The following is a 17,827-nucleotide window of genomic DNA, read 5'->3' on the forward strand; positions in this document are numbered from 1 at the left end:
GGTGGAGTCCGCTACCGCTGCTCGAAGGCAGGGATGATAGCGTCATCCACCCACGCTTTCAGTCGGCGATGAAGCGCCCGTGGCTCACCAGTTGGTGGCGCTCCTTGCGACCCACGTGCTGATGCTTGGCCCGTGGGTAGATGGCGTCGAACACCCGGCGGTCCAGTTGCGGATAGCGGGTAAGCGCCACTTCCACCAGCCGATCGTAGCTCGCCTCATCGATGTGCTGCCGCGCGCGGTAGTAGTAGAGGAAACCGAACTGGAAGCCGAGTACCGCGGCGAAATGCGGCAGCGGACCGATGTAGCAGTTCTCCAGATCGATGACCTTGGGCGCCTCTCCACCGGTGTGGACCATCACGTTGCCCAGCCACAGGTCGAGATGGGCAATCTGCCTGGCATGCAGTTGCCCAATCAGGTCCAGGGCCTGCGCCAGCAGCCGCTCGACGGACAGGTGCTGGTGCTCCAGGGCTTGCAAGCCATCGACATAGCCGTCTAGGTATTCGGTGAGCAGGAAGAGCTCGTTGACCATGCCGTAGCGCCGCTTGCGGTAGCCGAAACCATGGACGGCCGGCACCGGTGCATTGCGCGCACTGGCCTCGGTGGTATTGAGCAACTCGGCGACCGTCCAGTCGAAGCCACCTTGCCGTCGCTTGCGGCCCAACAGCAGGCGAACCTTGGTGCGGAACCCGTCCACCCGGCTGACCTTCACGAAGGACAAAGCGCCGTTGCCCTGGACGCAGCCGACGATACGGCGCCCCTGTTCGCGCTGGCGAATGAGATCGGCAATGCCATCCAGCAGACCGGGGGAGGCCGAATCCCCGGCGTGTAATGTCAGTTCACCGTTCCTGAGGGTGTTTGGAAACCGCTTCCGTTGTGGTTTGAACAGCATGGCGACAACACAGGACAGATATCATTTTGATGGCACTCATTTAACGAAAATTTCACATTTAATACACGCGAAATTTGAAATCCCAGGATCGATTCCCCCGGTGAACCACCGCAGAACCTCCCGGTCGATAACGAACCGCTAAGGTTTCTGGAAAGGGTATTTCGAGGGAACGCCATGCAACGCCTGCTCAATATGCTCAAGGACCTCGCCATCCTGGTGCGTGCCAACCTCTGGCTGGTGCCGGTGCTGGCCGCGCTGGTCGCTGCGGTCTTCTACTTCGTCGCCCCGCCACCGCCGATGAGCGCCACCTTGGCCACCGGCGCACCGGGCGGCGGCTACGCGGTGTTCGGTCAGCGGCTGAAGGAGGAGCTGGCCAAGCAGGGCTTCGACCTGCAACTGGTGCGCACCTCGGGTTCACGGGAGAACCTGGGCAAGCTGCTGGACGGCAAGAGCGGCGTGGACGTGGCACTGGTGCAGAGTGGCCAGGAGCAGCAACTGGAGCCCAAGCAGCGCGCTCAGTTGCAAACACTCGGCGCGATGTTCCAGGAGCCGTTGTGGCTGTTCCAGCGCCGCGAGGCGAAGATCGACCGCTTGGCCGACCTGCTCGCCCTGCGCGTTGCCGTCGGCGGTTCCGGCAGCGGCACCGAGGCGGTGACCGAGGCCATCCTCAAGGCCAACGAGATTCCCACCGATCCCCTGCCCGCCGGCTGGCAGGCACGCGGCGGCAACGCGGTGGCCAACGAGCTGCTGGCCGGTGAGCTGGATGCCGCCTTCTTCGTCGGCCCGGCGGAGAACCCGCTGATCCAGCGCTTGGCCGCCAGCCCCGAGCTGAAGCTCACGGGCTTTCGCCGCGCCCACGCCTACGAGGCGCGGATTCCCTTCCTCAAGCGTGTGGAGGTCAGCGAAGGCCTGCTGAACCTGGCGCAGAACGTGCCGGATGAGGACCTGGCCACTCTGGCGCCGGTCGCCACCCTGGTGGTCAACGGCGACTTTCACCCGGCACTCACTCCGCTGATCCTCGAAGCTGCCCGCGCGGTGATGAAGAGCGGCACCTTGCTCGATGCGGCCGGCGCCTTCCCCAGCGCCGAGCCGCGCACCCTGGCGCTACAGGAGGACGCGGAGCGCTACTACAAGAGCGGCCCGCCGCTGCTGCAGCGCTTCCTGCCGTTCCGTATCGCCTCCCTGGCGGACCGCTACATCATCCTGCTGATCCCCTTCATCGCCATCCTCATCCCGCTGATGAAATCCATCGGCCCGCTGTACCGCTGGCGTATCCGCGCACGCATCTACCGCTGGTACCGCTACCTGCGCGAGATCGACCGGCGCCTGGACGAACGCACCGGCAGCGCCGAGCTGAGCACCGAGATCGAGCGCCTGGAGCAGTTGGAGGCCGAGCTGGCCAAGGTCGAGGTGCCGCTGTCGTACTACAACGAGCTGTACGAGCTGCACCTGCACCTGAACTATGTGATCCGCCGCCTGCGCCAGCTGCGCCGCAACCGACGCGAGCGCGACGAGGGGCTGGCGCCGGCGGCGGACTAATCGGCGTCGCGCATCCCGGCGCCTTGTCGGGTAAACTCTGGCGTTTTCCAATCCGCCCGCCCCGCCGCCGCTTCGATGCGCGCGGCGCCGCCGGCACTGAACATCCGGGTCCGCCATGCCGATTCGCCACGCCATCGTCCACCTGATCGACAAGAAGCCCGACGGCAACCCCGCCACACTGCACGCGCGCGATGCCGAGCTGGGCGACTCCCAAGCCATCGAGAACCTGATGGCCGATCTCAACGAAAGCTACAACGCCAAGCCGAACAAGGCCTGGGGCCTGTTCCAGGGCGAGTCCGGCGCCTACCCGTTCAGCGGCTGGCTGAGCGAGTACCTGGACAGCGGCAAGGACTTCGTCGCCTTCTCCAAGCAGGCGGTGGAGCACCTGAAGACGCTGATGGAAGAGTCCAACCTCTCCACCGGCGGCCACGTGCTGTTCTGCCATTACCAGCAGGGCATGACCGACTACCTGTCCATCGCCCTGCTGCACCACAGCGAAGGTGTGGCGGTGACCGAGTCGCTGGAAGTGACCCCGTCGCGCCACCTGGACCTCGGCCAGCTGCACATGGCCGCGCGGATCAACATTTCCGAGTGGCAGAACAACAAGACGTCCAAGCAGTACATCTCGTTCATCAAGGGCAAGGGCGGCAAGAAGGTCTCGGACTATTTCCGCGACTTCATCGGTTGCACCGAGGGCGTCGACGGCCCGAGCGAGACCCGCACTCTGCTCAAGGCCTTCAGCGACTTCGTGGAAAGCGAAGACCTGCCCGAAGAGCAGGCCCGCGAGAAGACCGACGTGCTGGTGGACTACGCCACCAGCCAGGCCAAGATCGGCGAGCCGATGGCCCTGGACGCACTTTCCGAGCTGATGGACGACCAGGCGCCGCGCGCCTTCTACGACTACATCCGCAACAAGGACTACGGCCTGTCGCCGGAGATCCCGGCGGACAAGCGCACCCTCAACCAGTTCCGCCGCTTCACCGGCCGCGCCGAGGGTCTGTCGATTAGCTTCGAGGCGCACCTGCTGGGCAGCAAGGTGGAGTACGACGAGGCCCGCGACATGCTGATCATCCGCGGCCTGCCGACCCAGTTGCAGGACCAGCTCAAGCGTCGCAAGGACTGAAGTCCGCGCTGACAAAAAAAGCCCATCTCGCGATGGGCTTTTTTGTGCATGACGATTGGGCGCTGGGCGGTTCGCGAGCAAGCTCGCTCCTACGAAAAGCACTGCGGGGCAGGCCTGTAGGAGCGAGCTTGCTCGCGAACCCACCCGGCGGCGGAGTCAACAGGCCCAGTCGATCTTCATGTCGCGGAAATCCAGCTGGGCGTTGCCGCTGCCGAAGTTGTAGCCGCCCAGGTATTCCTCGAAGCCGATGTAGTAGGCGCTGACGTCCGGCATGCCCTGCACCGGGCGCATGGTGCCGCCGATATGGTTGGGCTGGTGCCCCTGGCTCCAGGCGTGCTCGCGGTAGTTGTCGCGATGGATGTCGTCGTTCTCCCAGTAGTAGAACGATTGGTACTCGGTGCCGCCGTACTCGTCGGGCTGGACCCCGGCGTTGGGGTCGCTGGCACGCGGCGTCCAGCGCAGCAGATAGCGCGTCTGCAGCCCCGGCTGGGGAATGCCACCGAACAAGCCAAACAGGTAGTCGCCCTCCTTCAGGGTGGTGTCGAAGGTACTTGCCGAGCCCGACGCCAGCCATTGCGGCGGTGCCGTCTGCGCCAGCAGAGGATTGCCCGTGGGCAGTTGCGGTGGCTGGCAGGCGGCGCCGTTGAATTCCGCTTCGGTCAACAGGATCACCGCGTAGGCGCCGCCGAGAATATCTTCCATGCGATGCAGGCGCGGGTGGCTGGAGCGGCCGGCTTGCCAGAACGGCAGCAGGTTCGGATCGGCCGGCGGCTGCTCACCGGGCGAGACGACCTGCTCGGCGATGCCGTCCACCGAGTTCGGGCCGCCGTCGTTCTGGTCCGGCGACAGCGAGAAGAAACTCAACGCAACGATCTCCGGCCCGTGCACCCGATAATCCTCGGGCAGGCGCAGGGTGAAGCCGTGCATCAGCGGGTAGCCGGTATCCGGGTCCAGTGGCCATTGTTCGGGCGTAATACCCGGTGGCAGGCCGAAGCACCAGCCCTGGAGCGCCTCCCCGGCGGCGGGCGTGGAGTATTTCAGCAGTTCGATATCGTAGGCGTGCATGCGCGGCGTCCCTTCTCGGCATTGAGTGTCGTGCAATGAGAGATGGACGATAGACGCCCGCGCCAGACGCCTCAAGCGCCCAGCGCACAGTCTTCCGACAAAGCACCCCGCAGCCCGCTCGCTGCGACTGCTAGAGTCAAATCAGGCGCCTCTCGCTCGCGGTGGCCGCCATGTCCGCCTTGCATGCTCTCCCTGTCGCTGCGTCTCCGCTCTCCGGGCAGCCCCGGCTGCACTGCTCATGCTTCGCACTGCTGTTGCTGTTCTGCACTCGCCTCCTACTCGCCGACCCTGCGCCGCAGCCACTGACGCCAAACGTCGCTCGCTTCGTGCTGGCCAACGCCGAATTCAGTGTGATGCACGAGATGGGGCATGTGCTGATCGCCGAGTACGACCTGCCGGTACTCGGGCGCGAGGAGGATGCGGCGGACCAGCTCGGCTTCATCCTGCTGTTCCACCTCTACGCCAGGTTGCCGCGCGACGAGGTGGACGCGCGCCTGCTGGACATCGCCGACTACTGGCGGTTGGAGTGGCAGACACCCAAGCCACCACCGGACCAGGTACTGGCGTGGGACAGCCACCCGCTGGACGAGCAGCGCTACTACAACATCGCCTGCCTGCTCTACGGCAGCGACATGGCGCGTCTGGACTGGTTGCCGCCGCTCACCGGCCTGCCCTATGAGCGGGCGGTCTACTGCGACCAGGAATTCCATCAGGCGAGCAAGGCGCTCGAATGGATCAGGCACACCCGGCGTACGTCCTCAATCCAGCACCACGCGGCCTGGCGCCTGACCTGGGAGACACCTTCGATGAACCCCGAGGAAGCCAGGCCGCTGGTCGCCCTGTTGCGCGACGGCGATCACCTGCAACTGATGGTCAACGAGGTCTTCCGCCTGTTCCACCCGCCGCGCCCGCTGAACCTGCGGATGGTCAGCTGCGGCGCACCGGACGCCTGGTACAACAGCAACAGCGGGGAGATGGCGCTCTGCTACGAGCGCTTGCAGCATTTTCGAGAGATGGCCGAGAACCTGCCGCGCCTGCGTACGCCGGTGACGCGGCAGTGCCCCGGCCCGGCCGGACTCAGGCCGGGCGGATGCTGAAGCCGATACGCGGGAAGTGCACGCGGACGGTGCCGGCGCGCGGGTCTTCGCGGCGCAGGATAAGGCTCTCCAGCCCGGCGTGCAGCAGCTCGCCTTCGACCGGGTCACAACCGTAGTCGGTGGCGGCGATCACCACGCGCTGGCCGGCCTTGAAGCCATTGGGATCGACGAAGGTCTCCTCTGGCAGCGCGGCCGGCTGGCTGTCACGTGCCACGGCGATGGCCTCCTCGGCACTCATTTCGCTGGGCGCGCCGTGGCCAAAGCCCAGGACACGGCCAAGCCAGGCACTGACGGCCGGATAGGCATCCACCAGCGGCGAAGTGACCGGCGTGGCCTTGAGGAACCACAGGCAGTGCGCCAGGGAAAAATCGGCGATGGACGCTTCGCCGAACAGGAAGTCGCCTTCCTCTCGGGCCAGTTGCTCCTCGACACGAGCCATGAAGGCCGGCCATTGGTGCTTGGCCTGCTCGGCCGGCAGCTTGCTGGCGGTGCCACCGCTGAACAATTGGCTGCGGTCGGCGACGAAGGCCTGGAGGAACTGCGGCGGCAACTTGCCAAAGCGCATGGCGATGGATTCGGGCTGGAACACCAGGCTGACGGCATGCTGGAAGATCACCGAGTCAGCCCACAGGGCGAAGCTCGCCGAGGTGAACTCATGGCCTTCGGGGAACAGCGCGGGCACGGCCTTTTCCTGCTCCAGGCGGCGGGCGATCAGCGCGGTGTCGCAGTAGATATCGGCGCCGACCTGCAGCACCGGGGTCTTGCGGTAGCCACCGGTGAGGGCCATCAGGTCCGGCTTGGGCATCAGCGGCGGGATGGTCACCGAGCGCCAGGACAGCTGCTTGAAGCCCAGCATCAGACGCGCCTTTTCGGCGAAGGGCGAAGTCGGGTAGTGGTGCAGGATCAGCTCGGACATGGGTGGCTCCAGCGGCCGGAAGGTGGTCCGGCAGCTTAACCCGTACCTAGGACGAGTCCTACCTCATCCCTCGGATGGGACGACATCCACGGCGCTGATGGTGAAGGGGCAGGCCAGCACCAGGCGCTCCTTGGCCTTCTTGGTCAGCGCCTTGATCGCGCGCTCGCGGCGCAGGGCATCGCCCTTGCCGGGGCAGGCCTCGACGTAGACCAGCGCCTGGGCCGGGCTGGAATGGAAGAAGCGCGCGCCTTTGCCGGTGCGATGGGTTTCGAAGCGCCGTTGCGCGTCGTCGCTGATGCCGCAGTACAGCGCGCCGTTCTCGGCGCGCACCAGGTAGACGAACCAGGGTTTGGGCTCGGCAGCGGTCACGACGCCCAGACTCGCGCCTGCATGCGGTCGCAGTAGGCGACCAGGCGCTCGTAGCTGCGCGCCATGTCGTTGAGTGGGGTTTCCAGGGTGCTGAGGATCAGGTTGGCCAGCACACCGTAGGTCGCCGCATCGGCGCTGCACGGCTGGGCGCCGCCGAAGTACGGCAGGTCGCCGAGCATACCGTCCAGGGCTTCGAGATCGTCACGGGCGAAGCCCAGCAGTTCCTCGCGGCTGTGGCGCAACAGGCCGCGGCCCTTGAGGTCGCCGCGAATCTTGCGCTGCAGCATCACACCTACCGCCGGCCGCAGCGGTGCGGGCACGCCACGCAACATCACGTCCTTCACCTGGCGGAAACCCTGCTCATCGAGCCAGCGGAAGTACACCAGCAGCGGCACCAGGTGCTCGTCGCACAGGCGAGTGATCGACACCGCCCAACCACGGCCACGGGCATCGAGGCCGGCGTCGAGGTCGAATTCGTAGTACTGCTGCAGCGTGCGCATGATGATCGCCGTGTCGGCGACGGCCTTGCCGTCCAGCGTAATGAACGGCAGCTTGCCCTTGGGCCCCTTGCGCGGGTCCATCACGTGCTTGATCTGGTACTCCAGCCCGGCGAGGCGCAGGAAGGTCTCCAGCTTCAGGCAGAAGGGGCTGACGTTGGGTACGTTGAAGGCGGGCGGGAACTGGAAAAGTGTGATCATGGCGGCGTCCGGCTCTCAGTCGCCTGTCATTTAAGCCTATCCCGCCGTCACGGGCGAGCCCGAAAGCCCGCGATCAGGCCTTCCCCACCCTTTGTGCGCGGTAAGCCGCGAGCCCCTTGGCGGCTTGGGCGCGGATCGCACCCTGCACCGGCGGCGCCCAGCCCAGCAGGGCGCCCTTGGCGCCGAGGGCCTGGCGCGACCACTTCCACAGGTCGAAGCTGTCCACGTGCTGACAGATCAATCCGTCGCGGAAGTGGAAATGTGCCTGGATGTGATTGATCACTTTCCGACCCGTCTGGGCGAAGGTGTAGGACGCCACCCAGCGTGCCGAACCACGCGTCTCGTCGGCCTCGACGCCCTCATAAGTCAGCGAAAAATCCTGGGCACGGGCGGTGAGCATGCGCCACATGTCGCCGGCCTCGGCGCCGCGCAAGTCGGTGAAGACCGGGTCGCTGAACTGCACATCGGCGCTGTAGCACGCGGCCATGGCGTCGCCATCGCGGCGCTGGAAGGCCTGGTAGAAACGTTCGATCAGCTGGGCGTTGGGGTGGGCCATGGCGGGGCTCTTGTCAGGGAGGATGGTGGCAGTATCGAGGCTGGATCGACTGGACACGATTGGCAATATCGACAACATTATGATCAATAGCGCCATCCTAATCGCCAGACAAGAAGCGAGACGCCATGTTCAGGATAGCCCTGTTCGTCTGCCCGCAAACCCTGTGTTCCAGCCTTGGCCTGGCCATGGACAGTTTCCACCTCGCCAACCGCCTGGCCGGCGAGCGACGCTTCGAGGTGCTGAGGGTCAGCGCCGACGGCGCGCCAGTGGCGTTGCCCTTCGGCCGCGTGGAAGTGGAAGGCGGGCTCGACCTCGCCGCGCGCTGCGACCTGCTGTTGATCCCTGCGACCGGCGCGGATATCGACACCACCTTCTCCGCCAATCAGCCACTGCTCGCCTGGTTACGCCACGCCCCCGCCAGCGTGCAGTTGGGCAGCCTGTGCAGCAGCGCCTTCCTGCTGGCCGAAGCCGGCGTGCTGGACGACCGCCGGGCGACTACGCACTGGGCGCTGGAAGCGACCTTCCGCGAACGCTATCCCCAGGTGCGGCTGGACATCGATGCCCTGTGCACCGACGACCAGGGCCGGCTCTGTTCCGGCGGTGCGCAAGCCGGGCTGGACCTGTGCCTGTACCTGATCGAGCGGCATGCCGGTGCGGCACTGGCACGACGCGCGGCGGCGACCCTGGTGTTCGAGCACGGGCGCGGCCGCCAGCGACGCTTTACCCCGCTGCTGCCCGACCCGCTGCCCGCTGGCTCGCCACTGGAGCCGCTGCTGGCCTGGCTGGAGGACAACTACGCGCAGCCCTTCGACCTCGCCAGCCTGGCGCAGCGCGTGCACTGCTCTACGCGCACGCTGTTGCGGCGCTTCCGTGAGCAGGTAGGGATGTCGCCTAACGACTACGTGCAGCGCCTGCGCATCGCTTCGGCGCAGGAGGCGCTGGGTGATCCGGGACGTTCGCTGGAGCGCATCGCCAGCGATGTCGGCTATGCCGACCGGGCAAGCTTCGCGCGCTTGTTCAAGCAGGTGTGCGGGGAGACGCCGGGGGCTTTCCGGCAGAGACTGATGGGGCGGCAGGCGTAAGCAACCTCTGCCAGCCCGTAGGATGGGTGGAGCTTGCGATACCCATGCTGACCATTGCCGCGCAATCGATGGGTATCGCTTCGCTCCACACCATCCTACGCGGAAGGAAGTTGCGACTCCGCGATCAGTGGAACCACTCCATCGCCGTGCGCCACACGCAAACGCCGACGAAGTAGGCCGAAGCCGCGAACCACAGGCCGAGCAGCCAGGGCTGGTCGACCGGATGCTGGAGGATCAGCAGCGCGCTGCTGAGCATCCAGATGAAGGTCACGGCGATGTTCAGCGGCATGAACTGGCGCACGCGGAAGGGGTGCAGGAACTTCATGCGGGTCAGGGTCAGCGCGGCCAGCACCAGCACGGTGACGAAGCTCACCCAGGGATGCAGGTCGAGCACGAAGAAGTACACCGCCACCACGTTCCAGGCGGCCGGGAAGCCGACGAAGTAGTTGTCCTTGCTCTTCATGTTGACGTTGCAGAAGCAGAACAGCGAGGACACCAGGATCACCCCCACCGCCAGCAACTCTGTGTGCAACGGCAACGGCACATAGCGGTAGATGAAGATCGCGGGGATGAAGACGTACGTGAGGTAGTCGATCACCAGGTCCAGGGTCGAGCCATCGAAGTGCGGCAGTACCGCCTTGACGTCGAACTTGCGCGCCAGCGTGCCATCCAGGCCATCCACCAGCAGGGCTGCCCCCAGCCACAGGAGACAGGCCTGAGGCTTGTTGTCGACCAGCGCGAGCAGCGCGAGCAGCGCGAGGATGACACCGCTGGAGGTCACCGCGTGGGCGCCCCAGGCCTTGGCTTTGCTGAGGTTCAATGGCGATAGGATCAGGTTCACGTCGGCTCTCTTCCTTTGGACGGCGGATGCAGGGGAGCTACCTCAAACGGTAGCCCATCCCTGGCAAACCACTGCACATGGGAACACCGATGGGGCGGCCGAGTTCAGCCGGTTTTCCCGATGCACACCTTGTTGCGGTGGAGTCGGCAGCATACGCCGTTGCGGCGTGGGCTTGCCATCGCGGGGGACGAGCGTGACGGGGTCAGTCCTGTAATACAGGAAAAGACGCCAAATCCTTGTAGGAGCGAGCTTGCTCGCGAACCGCCCAACACTGTTGCGGCTGGGAAACTCGTTCGCGAGCAAGCTCGCTCCTACGAAGAGCCCTCTGTCAGTGCAGGATCTGGCTGAGGAACAGCTTGGTGCGGTCCGACTGCGGATTGTCGAAGAACTGGTCCGGCGGCGCCTGCTCGACGATCTCGCCCTTGTCCATGAAGATCACCCGGTTCGCCACGGTGCGGGCAAAGCCCATCTCGTGGGTCACGCAGAGCATGGTCATGCCGCTCTGCGCCAGGCCGATCATGGTGTCGAGCACTTCCTTGACCATTTCCGGGTCGAGCGCCGAGGTGGGTTCGTCGAACAGCATGATCTTCGGTTTCATGCACAGCGCACGGGCAATCGCCACGCGCTGCTGCTGGCCGCCGGAGAGCTGACCGGGGAACTTGTTGGCCTGCTCCGGGATACGTACGCGCTCCAGGTAATGCATGGCAACTTCCTCGGCCTGGCGCTTGGGCATCTTGCGCACCCACATGGGCGCCAGGATGCAGTTCTGCAGCACGGTCAGGTGCGGGAACAGGTTGAAGTGCTGGAACACCATGCCGACTTCGCTGCGGATCGCCTCGATCTGCTTGAGATCGTTGGTCAGCTCGGTGCCGTCGACCACGATGCTGCCCTGCTGGTGCTCCTCCAGGCGATTGATGCAGCGGATGGTAGTGGACTTGCCCGAGCCGGACGGCCCGCAGAGCACGATGCGCTCGCCCTGCTTGACCTCCAGGTTGATGTCCTTGAGCACGTGGAACTGGCCGTACCACTTGTTCACACCCTTCATGGTGATCATCACGTGATCGCCGATGGCCGGCTGTGCGGTCTTGTTGGTGGCTTCAGACATGATGAACTCCTAACGCTTGTGGCCGGTGTCCAGCTTGTGCTCCAGGTGCATGGAGTAGCGGGACATGCCGAAACAGAAAATCCAGTAGACGACCGCGGCGAACACGTAGCCTTCGGTGGCCATGCCCAGCCAGGCCGGGTCCGCAGTGGCGCGCTTGATGCTGTTCAGGAAGTCGAACAGGCCGATGATGATCACCAGGCTGGTGTCCTTGAACAGCGCGATGAAGGTGTTGACGATGCCGGGGATCACCAGCTTGAGCGCCTGCGGCAGGATCACCAGGCCCATGGTCCGCCAGTAGCCCAGGCCCATGGCCGCCGCGGCTTCGTACTGTCCCTTCGGGATAGCCTGCATGCCCCCGCGCACCACCTCGGCGATGTAGGCGGCCTCGAACAGCACCACCATCACCATCGCGCGCAGCAGCTTGTCCAGGTTCATGCCCTCGGGCAGGAACAGCGGCAGCATCACCGAGGACATGAACAGCACGGTGATCAGCGGTACGCCACGCCAGAACTCGATGGTGGTGACGCAGATGACCTTGATTGCCGGCATCTTCGAACGCCGCCCGAGCGCCAGCAGGATGCCCAGCGGCATCGCCCCGCAGATGCCGACCGCAGCGATCACCACGGTGAGCATCAGGCCGCCCCAGGCGCTGGTCGGCACGGTCTCCAGGCCAAGGAAGCCGCCGTGCAGCAGCCAGTAGGCCACGATCGGCAGCGCCACCAGGAAGCCCAGGCCGTACTTCACCTTGTACGCGAAGCGCTTGAGGAACAGCGGCGCCGCACCGAACACCACGAACAGCACGGTGAGGTCCACGCGCCAGCGCAGCTCCTCGGGGTAGAAGCCGTACATGAACTGGCCGAAGCGCGAACCGATGAACACCCAGCAGGCCCCCTCCCGCGAGCAATCGGCACGAGTGGAGCCGGTCCAGTCGGCCTTGATGATCGCCCACTCCAGCAGCGGCGGCAGGATCAGCCAGACCAGGTAGAGGCCGACCAGCGTCAGCAGGGTGTTGAACCAGCTGGAGAACAGGTTCGCGCGCAACCAGGCGAGCACGCCCACACTCATTGCGGGTGGCGGCAGGTCGGGCTTGAAGGTATGAGTTGTCATGAAGTGCCCCCTACCGCTCGACCAGCGCGATGTGCTTGTTGTACCAGTTCATCAGCAGCGAAATGCTGATGCTGATGGCCAGGTACACGCTCATGGTGATAGCCATGGTCTCGATGGCCTGGCCGGTCTGGTTGAGCACCGTGCCGGCGAACAGCGAGACCATGTCCGGATAGCCGATGGCGGCGGCCAGCGAGGAGTTCTTCGCCAGGTTCAGGTACTGGCTGGTGAGCGGCGGGATGATCACCCGCAGCGCTTGGGGAATGATCACCAGGCGCAGGGTCTGCCCCGGACGCAGGCCCAGGGAGCCGGCAGCCTCGGTCTGACCGTGGCTGACCGCCTGGATGCCGGCGCGCACCGTCTCGCCGATGAAGGCAGCGGTGTAGACCGACAGCGCGAGGACAATGGACACCAACTCCGGGATCACTACCCAGCCACCGCGGAAGTTGAAGCCCTGCAGCACCGGCACGTCCCAGTGGAACGGCGCCCCGGCCACCAGCGACACCAGGCCCGGCAGCACGACCAGCAACGCCAGGCCGCTGAGGAATACCGGAAAGGCCTTGCCGGTGGCATGGCGACGGGCCTTGGCCCACTTCCAGATAACCGTCCAACCGACGAGCGCCAGGATCACCGCGACGATGAACGGGCCGAGGCCGTCGGCGGCGATCGGCGCAGGCATTTGCAGGCCGCGGTTGTTGACGAAGAACAGGTCACCGAAGCTGATGCTCTGCCGCGGGTTCGGCAGCGGACCGAGGACGGCGAAGTACCAGAAGAAGATCTGCAGCAGCGGCGGGATGTTGCGGAAGGTCTCGATGTACAGGGTCGCCAGCTTGCGGATCAGCCAGTTGGGTGACAACCGCGCCACGCCAAGGATGAAGCCCAGGATGGTGGCAAAGACGATGCCGATCACCGTGACCAGCAACGTGTTCAGCAGGCCGACCATGAACACCCGACCGTAGGTGTCGCTTTCGCTGTAGTCGATCAGGTGCTGGGAGATACCGAAGCCGGCGCTGTGGTCGAGGAAACCGAAACCGGACTGGATGCCGCGATGGGCGAGGTTGGTCTGGGTGTTGTCGAAGAGGAACCAGCCGACCGCCACGACGAAGATGACGGCGAGGATCTGGAATGCCCAGCCGCGCACGACGGGATCGTTGAGCGATACCCCCCGCGGACGCTGGGCCTTGACGGAATTCTGCATGTAAGCCCTCTCGGAAGCGCCCCGGGCGATCACGGGCCAAGCCCGTGACCACCTGGAGGCTTCACGTCGTTCGAAACAGTCCGGCGCCCACACTCCGGGCGCCGGAACGGGTCAGGTCAGCGCACCGGCGGTGCGTACTGCAGACCACCCTTGTTCCACTGGGCGTTGAGGCCGCGCTTGATCTTCAGGTCGCTGGCGTCGCCGACGTTGCGGTCGAAGATCTCGCCGTAGTTACCCACTTGCTTGACGATCTGCACCGCCCAGTCCTTGGGCAGCTTGAGGTCCTTGCCGTAGTCACCCTCGGCGCCGAGCAGACGCGCGACGTCCGGGTTCTTGGTGCTCTTGGCCTGCTCCTCGACGTTCTTCGAGTTGATGCCCAGTTCTTCGGCGTTGAGCATGGCGAACAGCGTCCAGCGGGCGATGTCGAACCACTCCTCGTCACCTTGGCGCACGGCCGGGCCGAGGGGCTCCTTGGAGATCACTTCGGGCAGCACCACGTACTCGTCCGGCGCGGCCAGCTTGATACGCTGGGCGTAGAGCTGCGACTGGTCGGAGGTCAGCACGTCGCAACGACCGGACTCCAGCGACTTGGCGCTCTCGTCGGAGGTGTCGTAGGTGATGGGGGTGTACTTGAGGTTGTTGGAGCGGAAGTAGTCGGACAGGTTGAGCTCGGTGGTGGTGCCGGCCTGGATGCACACAGTGGCGCCATCGAGCTCCTTGGCGCTGGAGACGCCGAGCTTCTTGTTCACCAGGAAGCCCTGGCCATCGTAGTAGGTCACGCCGACGAAGTTCAGGCCCATGGCGCTGTCGCGGGAGCTGGTCCAGGTCGTGTTGCGCGAGAGAATGTCGATCTCGCCGGATTGCAGCGCGGTGAAGCGCTCCTTGGCGGTCAGCGGGCTGTACTTGACCTTGCTCGCGTCGCCGAACACAGCCGCCGCCACGGCGCGGCAGACATCCACGTCGATGCCCTTGTACTGGCCCTTGGCGTCGGCATACGAGAAGCCGGGAAGACCGTCACTGATACCGCACTGCACGTAGCCTTTCTTCTTCACAGCATCCAGGGTAGCGCCAGCATGCGCGAGGCCGCTGATGCCGAACACGGCGGCGGTGGTCAGCACTGCCAGGGTGGATTTCACCATCTTCATCGATCTTCTCCGTTGCTTTTTTAGTGTTTTGGAGTCCCGGTTCCACCGCCGTACCCTCGTGAGGCACCAGCAAGACAACAAACGGGATGGAGACCTGAAAGTGAGTCTAGACGGCCTGCGAAAAACCTTTCAGAAGCCGCGAACACACCTTCGAGCGCACAGGTCTTGCGCGCTGGAACGGGTCATCAAGGGATCATTGCGTGAAGGCGAAGGCCCGCCACACTGGCTGTTGACCGCAGCCGGCGCGGCGGGCCCTGAAGCAGCCCAAGGCTTTCGCGGCGCCACTTCCGGTACAGCTTTCCGGATGGGGTCGGTAGAGTGTTACCGGAAGTGGGGTCGCACAGCCTGACAGTAGCGATAGCAAGGGGCGTACCAGCCCAGGAACCTTCCTACGATTTTGTGCAGTCAAGTCCCACAAGTTATGGCCATGCGACATCTTCTTGCATCGCCCCTCCACCCTTTCTCCCACGCAGCGCCCCTTCCTAGAGCGCCTGCCCCATCCTGGAGCTTCCATGACCCAGCCCCTGATCCTCGAACCCAGCCAGAGCGTCGACTCCTGCGTCATTTGGTTGCACGGCCTGGGTGCCGACCGTTACGACTTCGAACCGGTAGCACAGATGCTGCAGCGCAGCTTCACGTCGACGCGCTTCATCCTGCCCCAGGCGCCGACCCGCCCAGTGACGGTGTTCAACGGCATGCCTGCGCCCAGTTGGTACGACATCCTCGCCATGGCACCGGCCCGCGCCATCGACGAAGCCCAGCTGGAAGCCTCGGCCGACAGCGTAATCGCGCTGATCCAGGGGCAGATCGACCAGGGCATCGCGGCCAAACGCATCATCCTCGCCGGCTTCTCCCAGGGCGGCGCGGTGGTGCTGCATACCGGTTACCTGCGTTGGGACGGCGAACTGGGCGGCGTCATGGCGCTCTCCACCTATGGCCCGACATTCAGCGAAGGCATAAGCCTGCCGGCTACAAAAAGACAACTGTCCGCGCTCTGCCTGCATGGCACTTTCGATGACGTGGTGCTGCCCGCCATGGGCTGCGCCGCGTACGACTTCCTGCAGGCCAACGAGGTGCCCGCCCAATGGCGCACCTACCCGATGAGCCATGAAGTGAGCAACGAAGAGCTTGGCGATATTGGCGCCTGGCTGCGGGAGCGCCTGTGATCCCCTGACCCTGCGGAGAACAAGAAGAAGCATGAACGCCCCGATCAGTTGCCTGCGTGACGTCGAAGCACTGGAACAGATCCCGCTGCAAGACCGCGACCTGCCGCCCAACACCTATGAACTGCTGCGCCACTCGGCGCAGCAGTTCGGCCCCTCTACCGCCCTGAGTTTCCTGATGCAGGGCTCGGCGGCCGAGGAACCGGTCCAGGTGAGCTACGCGGAGCTGTTCGCCCGCGTCACCCAGGCTGCCAACGCCTTCCACCGCCTGGGCGTCAGGCCGGGCACTTCGGTGTCGTTCCTGCTTCCCAACCTGCCGCAGACCCACTATGTGATCTGGGGCGGCGAAGCCGCGGGGATCGTCAATGCGATCAACCCGCTGCTCGACCCCGAGCACATCGCCGAACTGGTGCGCGCCGCCGACTCTCGCGTTCTCGTCACGTTGGCGCCCTTCCCCGGCACAGATCTGTGGGACAAGGTCGCCGGGCTGCGCGAGTACCTGCCGGAACTGAACGCCATCGTCACCGTCGACATCGCCAACCTGCTGCCCGAACCTCAGCGTTCGGCAATCCAGGCCGCCCGCGGCGCTCTGCCCGAGGGCGTGCTGGACTTCGACGAACTGCTCGCCCAGTGCCCGGACGACCACCTGGAGAGCGGCCGGATCATCGGCCCGGACGAAGTCGCTTCCTACTTCCACACCGGCGGCACCACCGGCACGCCCAAGCTTGCACCGCACAGCCATTTCAACGAAGTGGCGATGGCCGAGATCATGGGTCTGAACGCCGACTACGACGGGCATGACGTGCTGCTCTGCGGCCTGCCGCTGTTCCACGTCAATGGCGTGATGGTCACCGGCCTAGCCCCCTTCATGCGCGGCGGCGAGGTGCTGCTGGCCGGCCCCCAGGGCTACCGCAACCCGACCCTGATCCAGGACTTCTGGAAACTGGTGGAGCGCTACAAGGTCACCAGCTTCAGCGGCGTGCCGACCATCTACGCGGCCCTCTTGCAGGTGCCCAGCGAAGGCCGCGACCTCTCCAGTTTGCGCTTCGCCCTGTGCGGTGCGGCGCCGATGCCGGTGGAGCTAATCCGCCAGTTCGAGGCGAAGACCGGCCTGAAGATCATCGAAGGCTACGGCATGACCGAAGGCACCTGCGGCACCAGCTGCAACCCACGCGGCGGCGAGCGTCGAGCGGGCTCCATCGGCCTGCGCCTGCCCTACTGCGAGCTGAAGTCGGTGATCCTCGATGGCGACGGCCAGTACCTGCGCGAGGCCGCCGTGGACGAGATCGGCAATATCTGCCTGCGCGGCCCCACCGTATTCAAGGGCTACCTGCAGGCCAGCAAGAACAAGGACATCTGGGTCGACGGCGATTGGTTCAACACCGGCGACCTGGGCCGCATCGACGCCGACGGCTACATCTGGCTCACCGGCCGCAGCAAGGACCTGATCATCCGCGGCGGGCACAACATCGACCCGCAGATGATCGAGGAAGCCCTGCACCGCCACCCCGCCGTGGCCATGGCCGCCGCCGTGGGCAAGCCGTGCCTGAAGGCCGGCGAGCTGCCCGTGGTGTACATCCAGCTCAAGCCGGGCATGCAGGCGAGCGAAGCGGAGCTGCTGGAGCACGCCGCCCGCCATGTACCCGAACGCGCCGCAGTGCCCAAGGACGTCTGGCTGCTGGACGCCATCCCGGTCACCGCGGTGGGCAAGACCTTCAAGCCGGCACTGCGTCTGGATGCCATTCGTCGCGTGTTCGAGGACGAAACCCGCCACCTGTCTCCTCCCCCGCGCATCGAGGTGATCGCCGATGACCGCGTGGGTCAGAAAGCGCGTCTTTTCGTCGGCGGCCTCGACCTAGACTCACGCGCTGCACTGACCGACCGCCTGGGGGGCTATGCAGTGCACGTGGAGCTGCTGGAAAGCTGATGAAACACCC

General features: G+C 65.3%; 17 protein-coding genes. 6 read left to right on the plus strand and 11 right to left on the minus strand.

Annotated elements, in window-relative coordinates; all coding sequences use genetic code 11:
• Window positions 1-58 precede the first annotated feature (58 nt).
• Entirely contained in the window at window positions 59-889 is an 831-nt protein-coding gene (locus tag FAS41_RS26865) for a lipopolysaccharide kinase InaA family protein (protein ID WP_138526391.1), read from the minus strand.
• 174 nt (window positions 890-1,063) lie between these two features.
• Between FAS41_RS26865 and FAS41_RS26870 the strand changes: the two genes are divergently transcribed.
• Both FAS41_RS26870 and yejK read left to right on the plus strand, forming a co-directional pair.
• Window positions 1,064-2,428 (plus strand): TAXI family TRAP transporter solute-binding subunit, encoded by a 1,365-nt coding sequence (locus FAS41_RS26870; protein ID WP_138526392.1) that lies wholly within the window; start codon window positions 1,064-1,066, stop codon window positions 2,426-2,428.
• 115 nt (window positions 2,429-2,543) lie between these two features.
• On the plus strand, window positions 2,544-3,551 hold the full coding sequence (yejK, locus tag FAS41_RS26875) for a nucleoid-associated protein YejK (protein ID WP_045210626.1): 1,008 nt from the start codon (window positions 2,544-2,546) through the stop codon (window positions 3,549-3,551).
• Between the two features lie 156 nt (window positions 3,552-3,707).
• On the opposite strand, the gene FAS41_RS26880 is transcribed toward yejK, so the two are convergent.
• A complete protein-coding gene (locus FAS41_RS26880; protein ID WP_138526393.1) occupies window positions 3,708-4,616 on the minus strand; it encodes a hypothetical protein in 909 nt (302 codons plus the stop codon).
• A gap of 170 nt (window positions 4,617-4,786) precedes the next feature.
• Between FAS41_RS26880 and FAS41_RS26885 the strand changes: the two genes are divergently transcribed.
• Window positions 4,787-5,713, plus strand: a complete 927-nt coding sequence (locus FAS41_RS26885; RefSeq protein ID WP_246084946.1) for a DUF4344 domain-containing metallopeptidase — start codon at window positions 4,787-4,789, stop codon at window positions 5,711-5,713.
• Here FAS41_RS26885 and FAS41_RS26890 read toward each other — a convergent pair.
• The 4 genes from FAS41_RS26890 to FAS41_RS26905 form a co-directional block, all read right to left on the minus strand.
• Complete coding sequence (locus FAS41_RS26890) at window positions 5,694-6,629, minus strand: glutathione S-transferase family protein (protein WP_138526394.1); 936 nt, start codon at window positions 6,627-6,629, stop codon at window positions 5,694-5,696. The genes FAS41_RS26885 and FAS41_RS26890 overlap by 20 nt on opposite strands.
• 63 nt (window positions 6,630-6,692) lie before the next feature.
• A complete protein-coding gene (locus FAS41_RS26895; protein WP_138526395.1) occupies window positions 6,693-6,998 on the minus strand; it encodes a GIY-YIG nuclease family protein in 306 nt (101 codons plus the stop codon).
• Window positions 6,995-7,696 (minus strand): glutathione S-transferase C-terminal domain-containing protein, encoded by a 702-nt coding sequence (locus tag FAS41_RS26900; protein WP_138526396.1) that lies wholly within the window; start codon window positions 7,694-7,696, stop codon window positions 6,995-6,997. Before FAS41_RS26900 ends, FAS41_RS26895 begins: the two co-directional genes overlap by 4 nt.
• Window positions 7,697-7,769: 73 nt before the next feature.
• Window positions 7,770-8,252, minus strand: a complete 483-nt coding sequence (locus tag FAS41_RS26905) for a nuclear transport factor 2 family protein (protein WP_138526397.1) — start codon at window positions 8,250-8,252, stop codon at window positions 7,770-7,772.
• 125 nt (window positions 8,253-8,377) lie between these two features.
• Between FAS41_RS26905 and FAS41_RS26910 the strand changes: the two genes are divergently transcribed.
• Entirely contained in the window at window positions 8,378-9,334 is a 957-nt protein-coding gene (locus tag FAS41_RS26910; RefSeq protein WP_138526398.1) for a GlxA family transcriptional regulator, read from the plus strand.
• A 124-nt stretch (window positions 9,335-9,458) separates the two neighbouring features.
• Here FAS41_RS26910 and pcsA read toward each other — a convergent pair whose 3' ends face one another.
• The 5 genes from pcsA to FAS41_RS26935 form a co-directional block, all read right to left on the minus strand.
• Window positions 9,459-10,175, minus strand: a complete 717-nt coding sequence (pcsA, locus tag FAS41_RS26915; protein WP_138526399.1) for a phosphatidylcholine synthase — start codon at window positions 10,173-10,175, stop codon at window positions 9,459-9,461.
• Window positions 10,176-10,503: 328 nt separating this feature from the next.
• Window positions 10,504-11,280 (minus strand): amino acid ABC transporter ATP-binding protein, encoded by a 777-nt coding sequence (locus tag FAS41_RS26920; protein WP_024767156.1) that lies wholly within the window; start codon window positions 11,278-11,280, stop codon window positions 10,504-10,506.
• A 9-nt stretch (window positions 11,281-11,289) separates the two neighbouring features.
• Complete coding sequence (locus FAS41_RS26925) at window positions 11,290-12,387, minus strand: amino acid ABC transporter permease (RefSeq protein ID WP_138526400.1); 1,098 nt, start codon at window positions 12,385-12,387, stop codon at window positions 11,290-11,292.
• Between the two features lie 10 nt (window positions 12,388-12,397).
• Window positions 12,398-13,582: an amino acid ABC transporter permease gene (locus tag FAS41_RS26930; RefSeq protein ID WP_138526401.1), complete on the minus strand. Its 1,185-nt coding sequence runs from the start codon at window positions 13,580-13,582 to the stop codon at window positions 12,398-12,400.
• Between the two features lie 116 nt (window positions 13,583-13,698).
• Window positions 13,699-14,727, minus strand: a complete 1,029-nt coding sequence (locus FAS41_RS26935) for an amino acid ABC transporter substrate-binding protein (RefSeq protein ID WP_138526402.1) — start codon at window positions 14,725-14,727, stop codon at window positions 13,699-13,701.
• Window positions 14,728-15,239: 512 nt separating this feature from the next.
• On the opposite strand from FAS41_RS26935, the gene FAS41_RS26940 reads away from it, so the two are divergent.
• Together FAS41_RS26940 and FAS41_RS26945 are read left to right on the plus strand one after the other, a co-directional pair.
• A complete protein-coding gene (locus FAS41_RS26940) occupies window positions 15,240-15,893 on the plus strand; it encodes an alpha/beta hydrolase (protein WP_138526403.1) in 654 nt (217 codons plus the stop codon).
• 31 nt (window positions 15,894-15,924) lie between these two features.
• Complete coding sequence (locus tag FAS41_RS26945) at window positions 15,925-17,817, plus strand: acyl-CoA synthetase (protein WP_138526404.1); 1,893 nt, start codon at window positions 15,925-15,927, stop codon at window positions 17,815-17,817.
• Window positions 17,818-17,827: the final 10 nt, after the last annotated feature.

Source organism: Pseudomonas nicosulfuronedens (assembly GCF_005877905.1).
Classification (GTDB): domain Bacteria; phylum Pseudomonadota; class Gammaproteobacteria; order Pseudomonadales; family Pseudomonadaceae; genus Pseudomonas; species Pseudomonas nicosulfuronedens.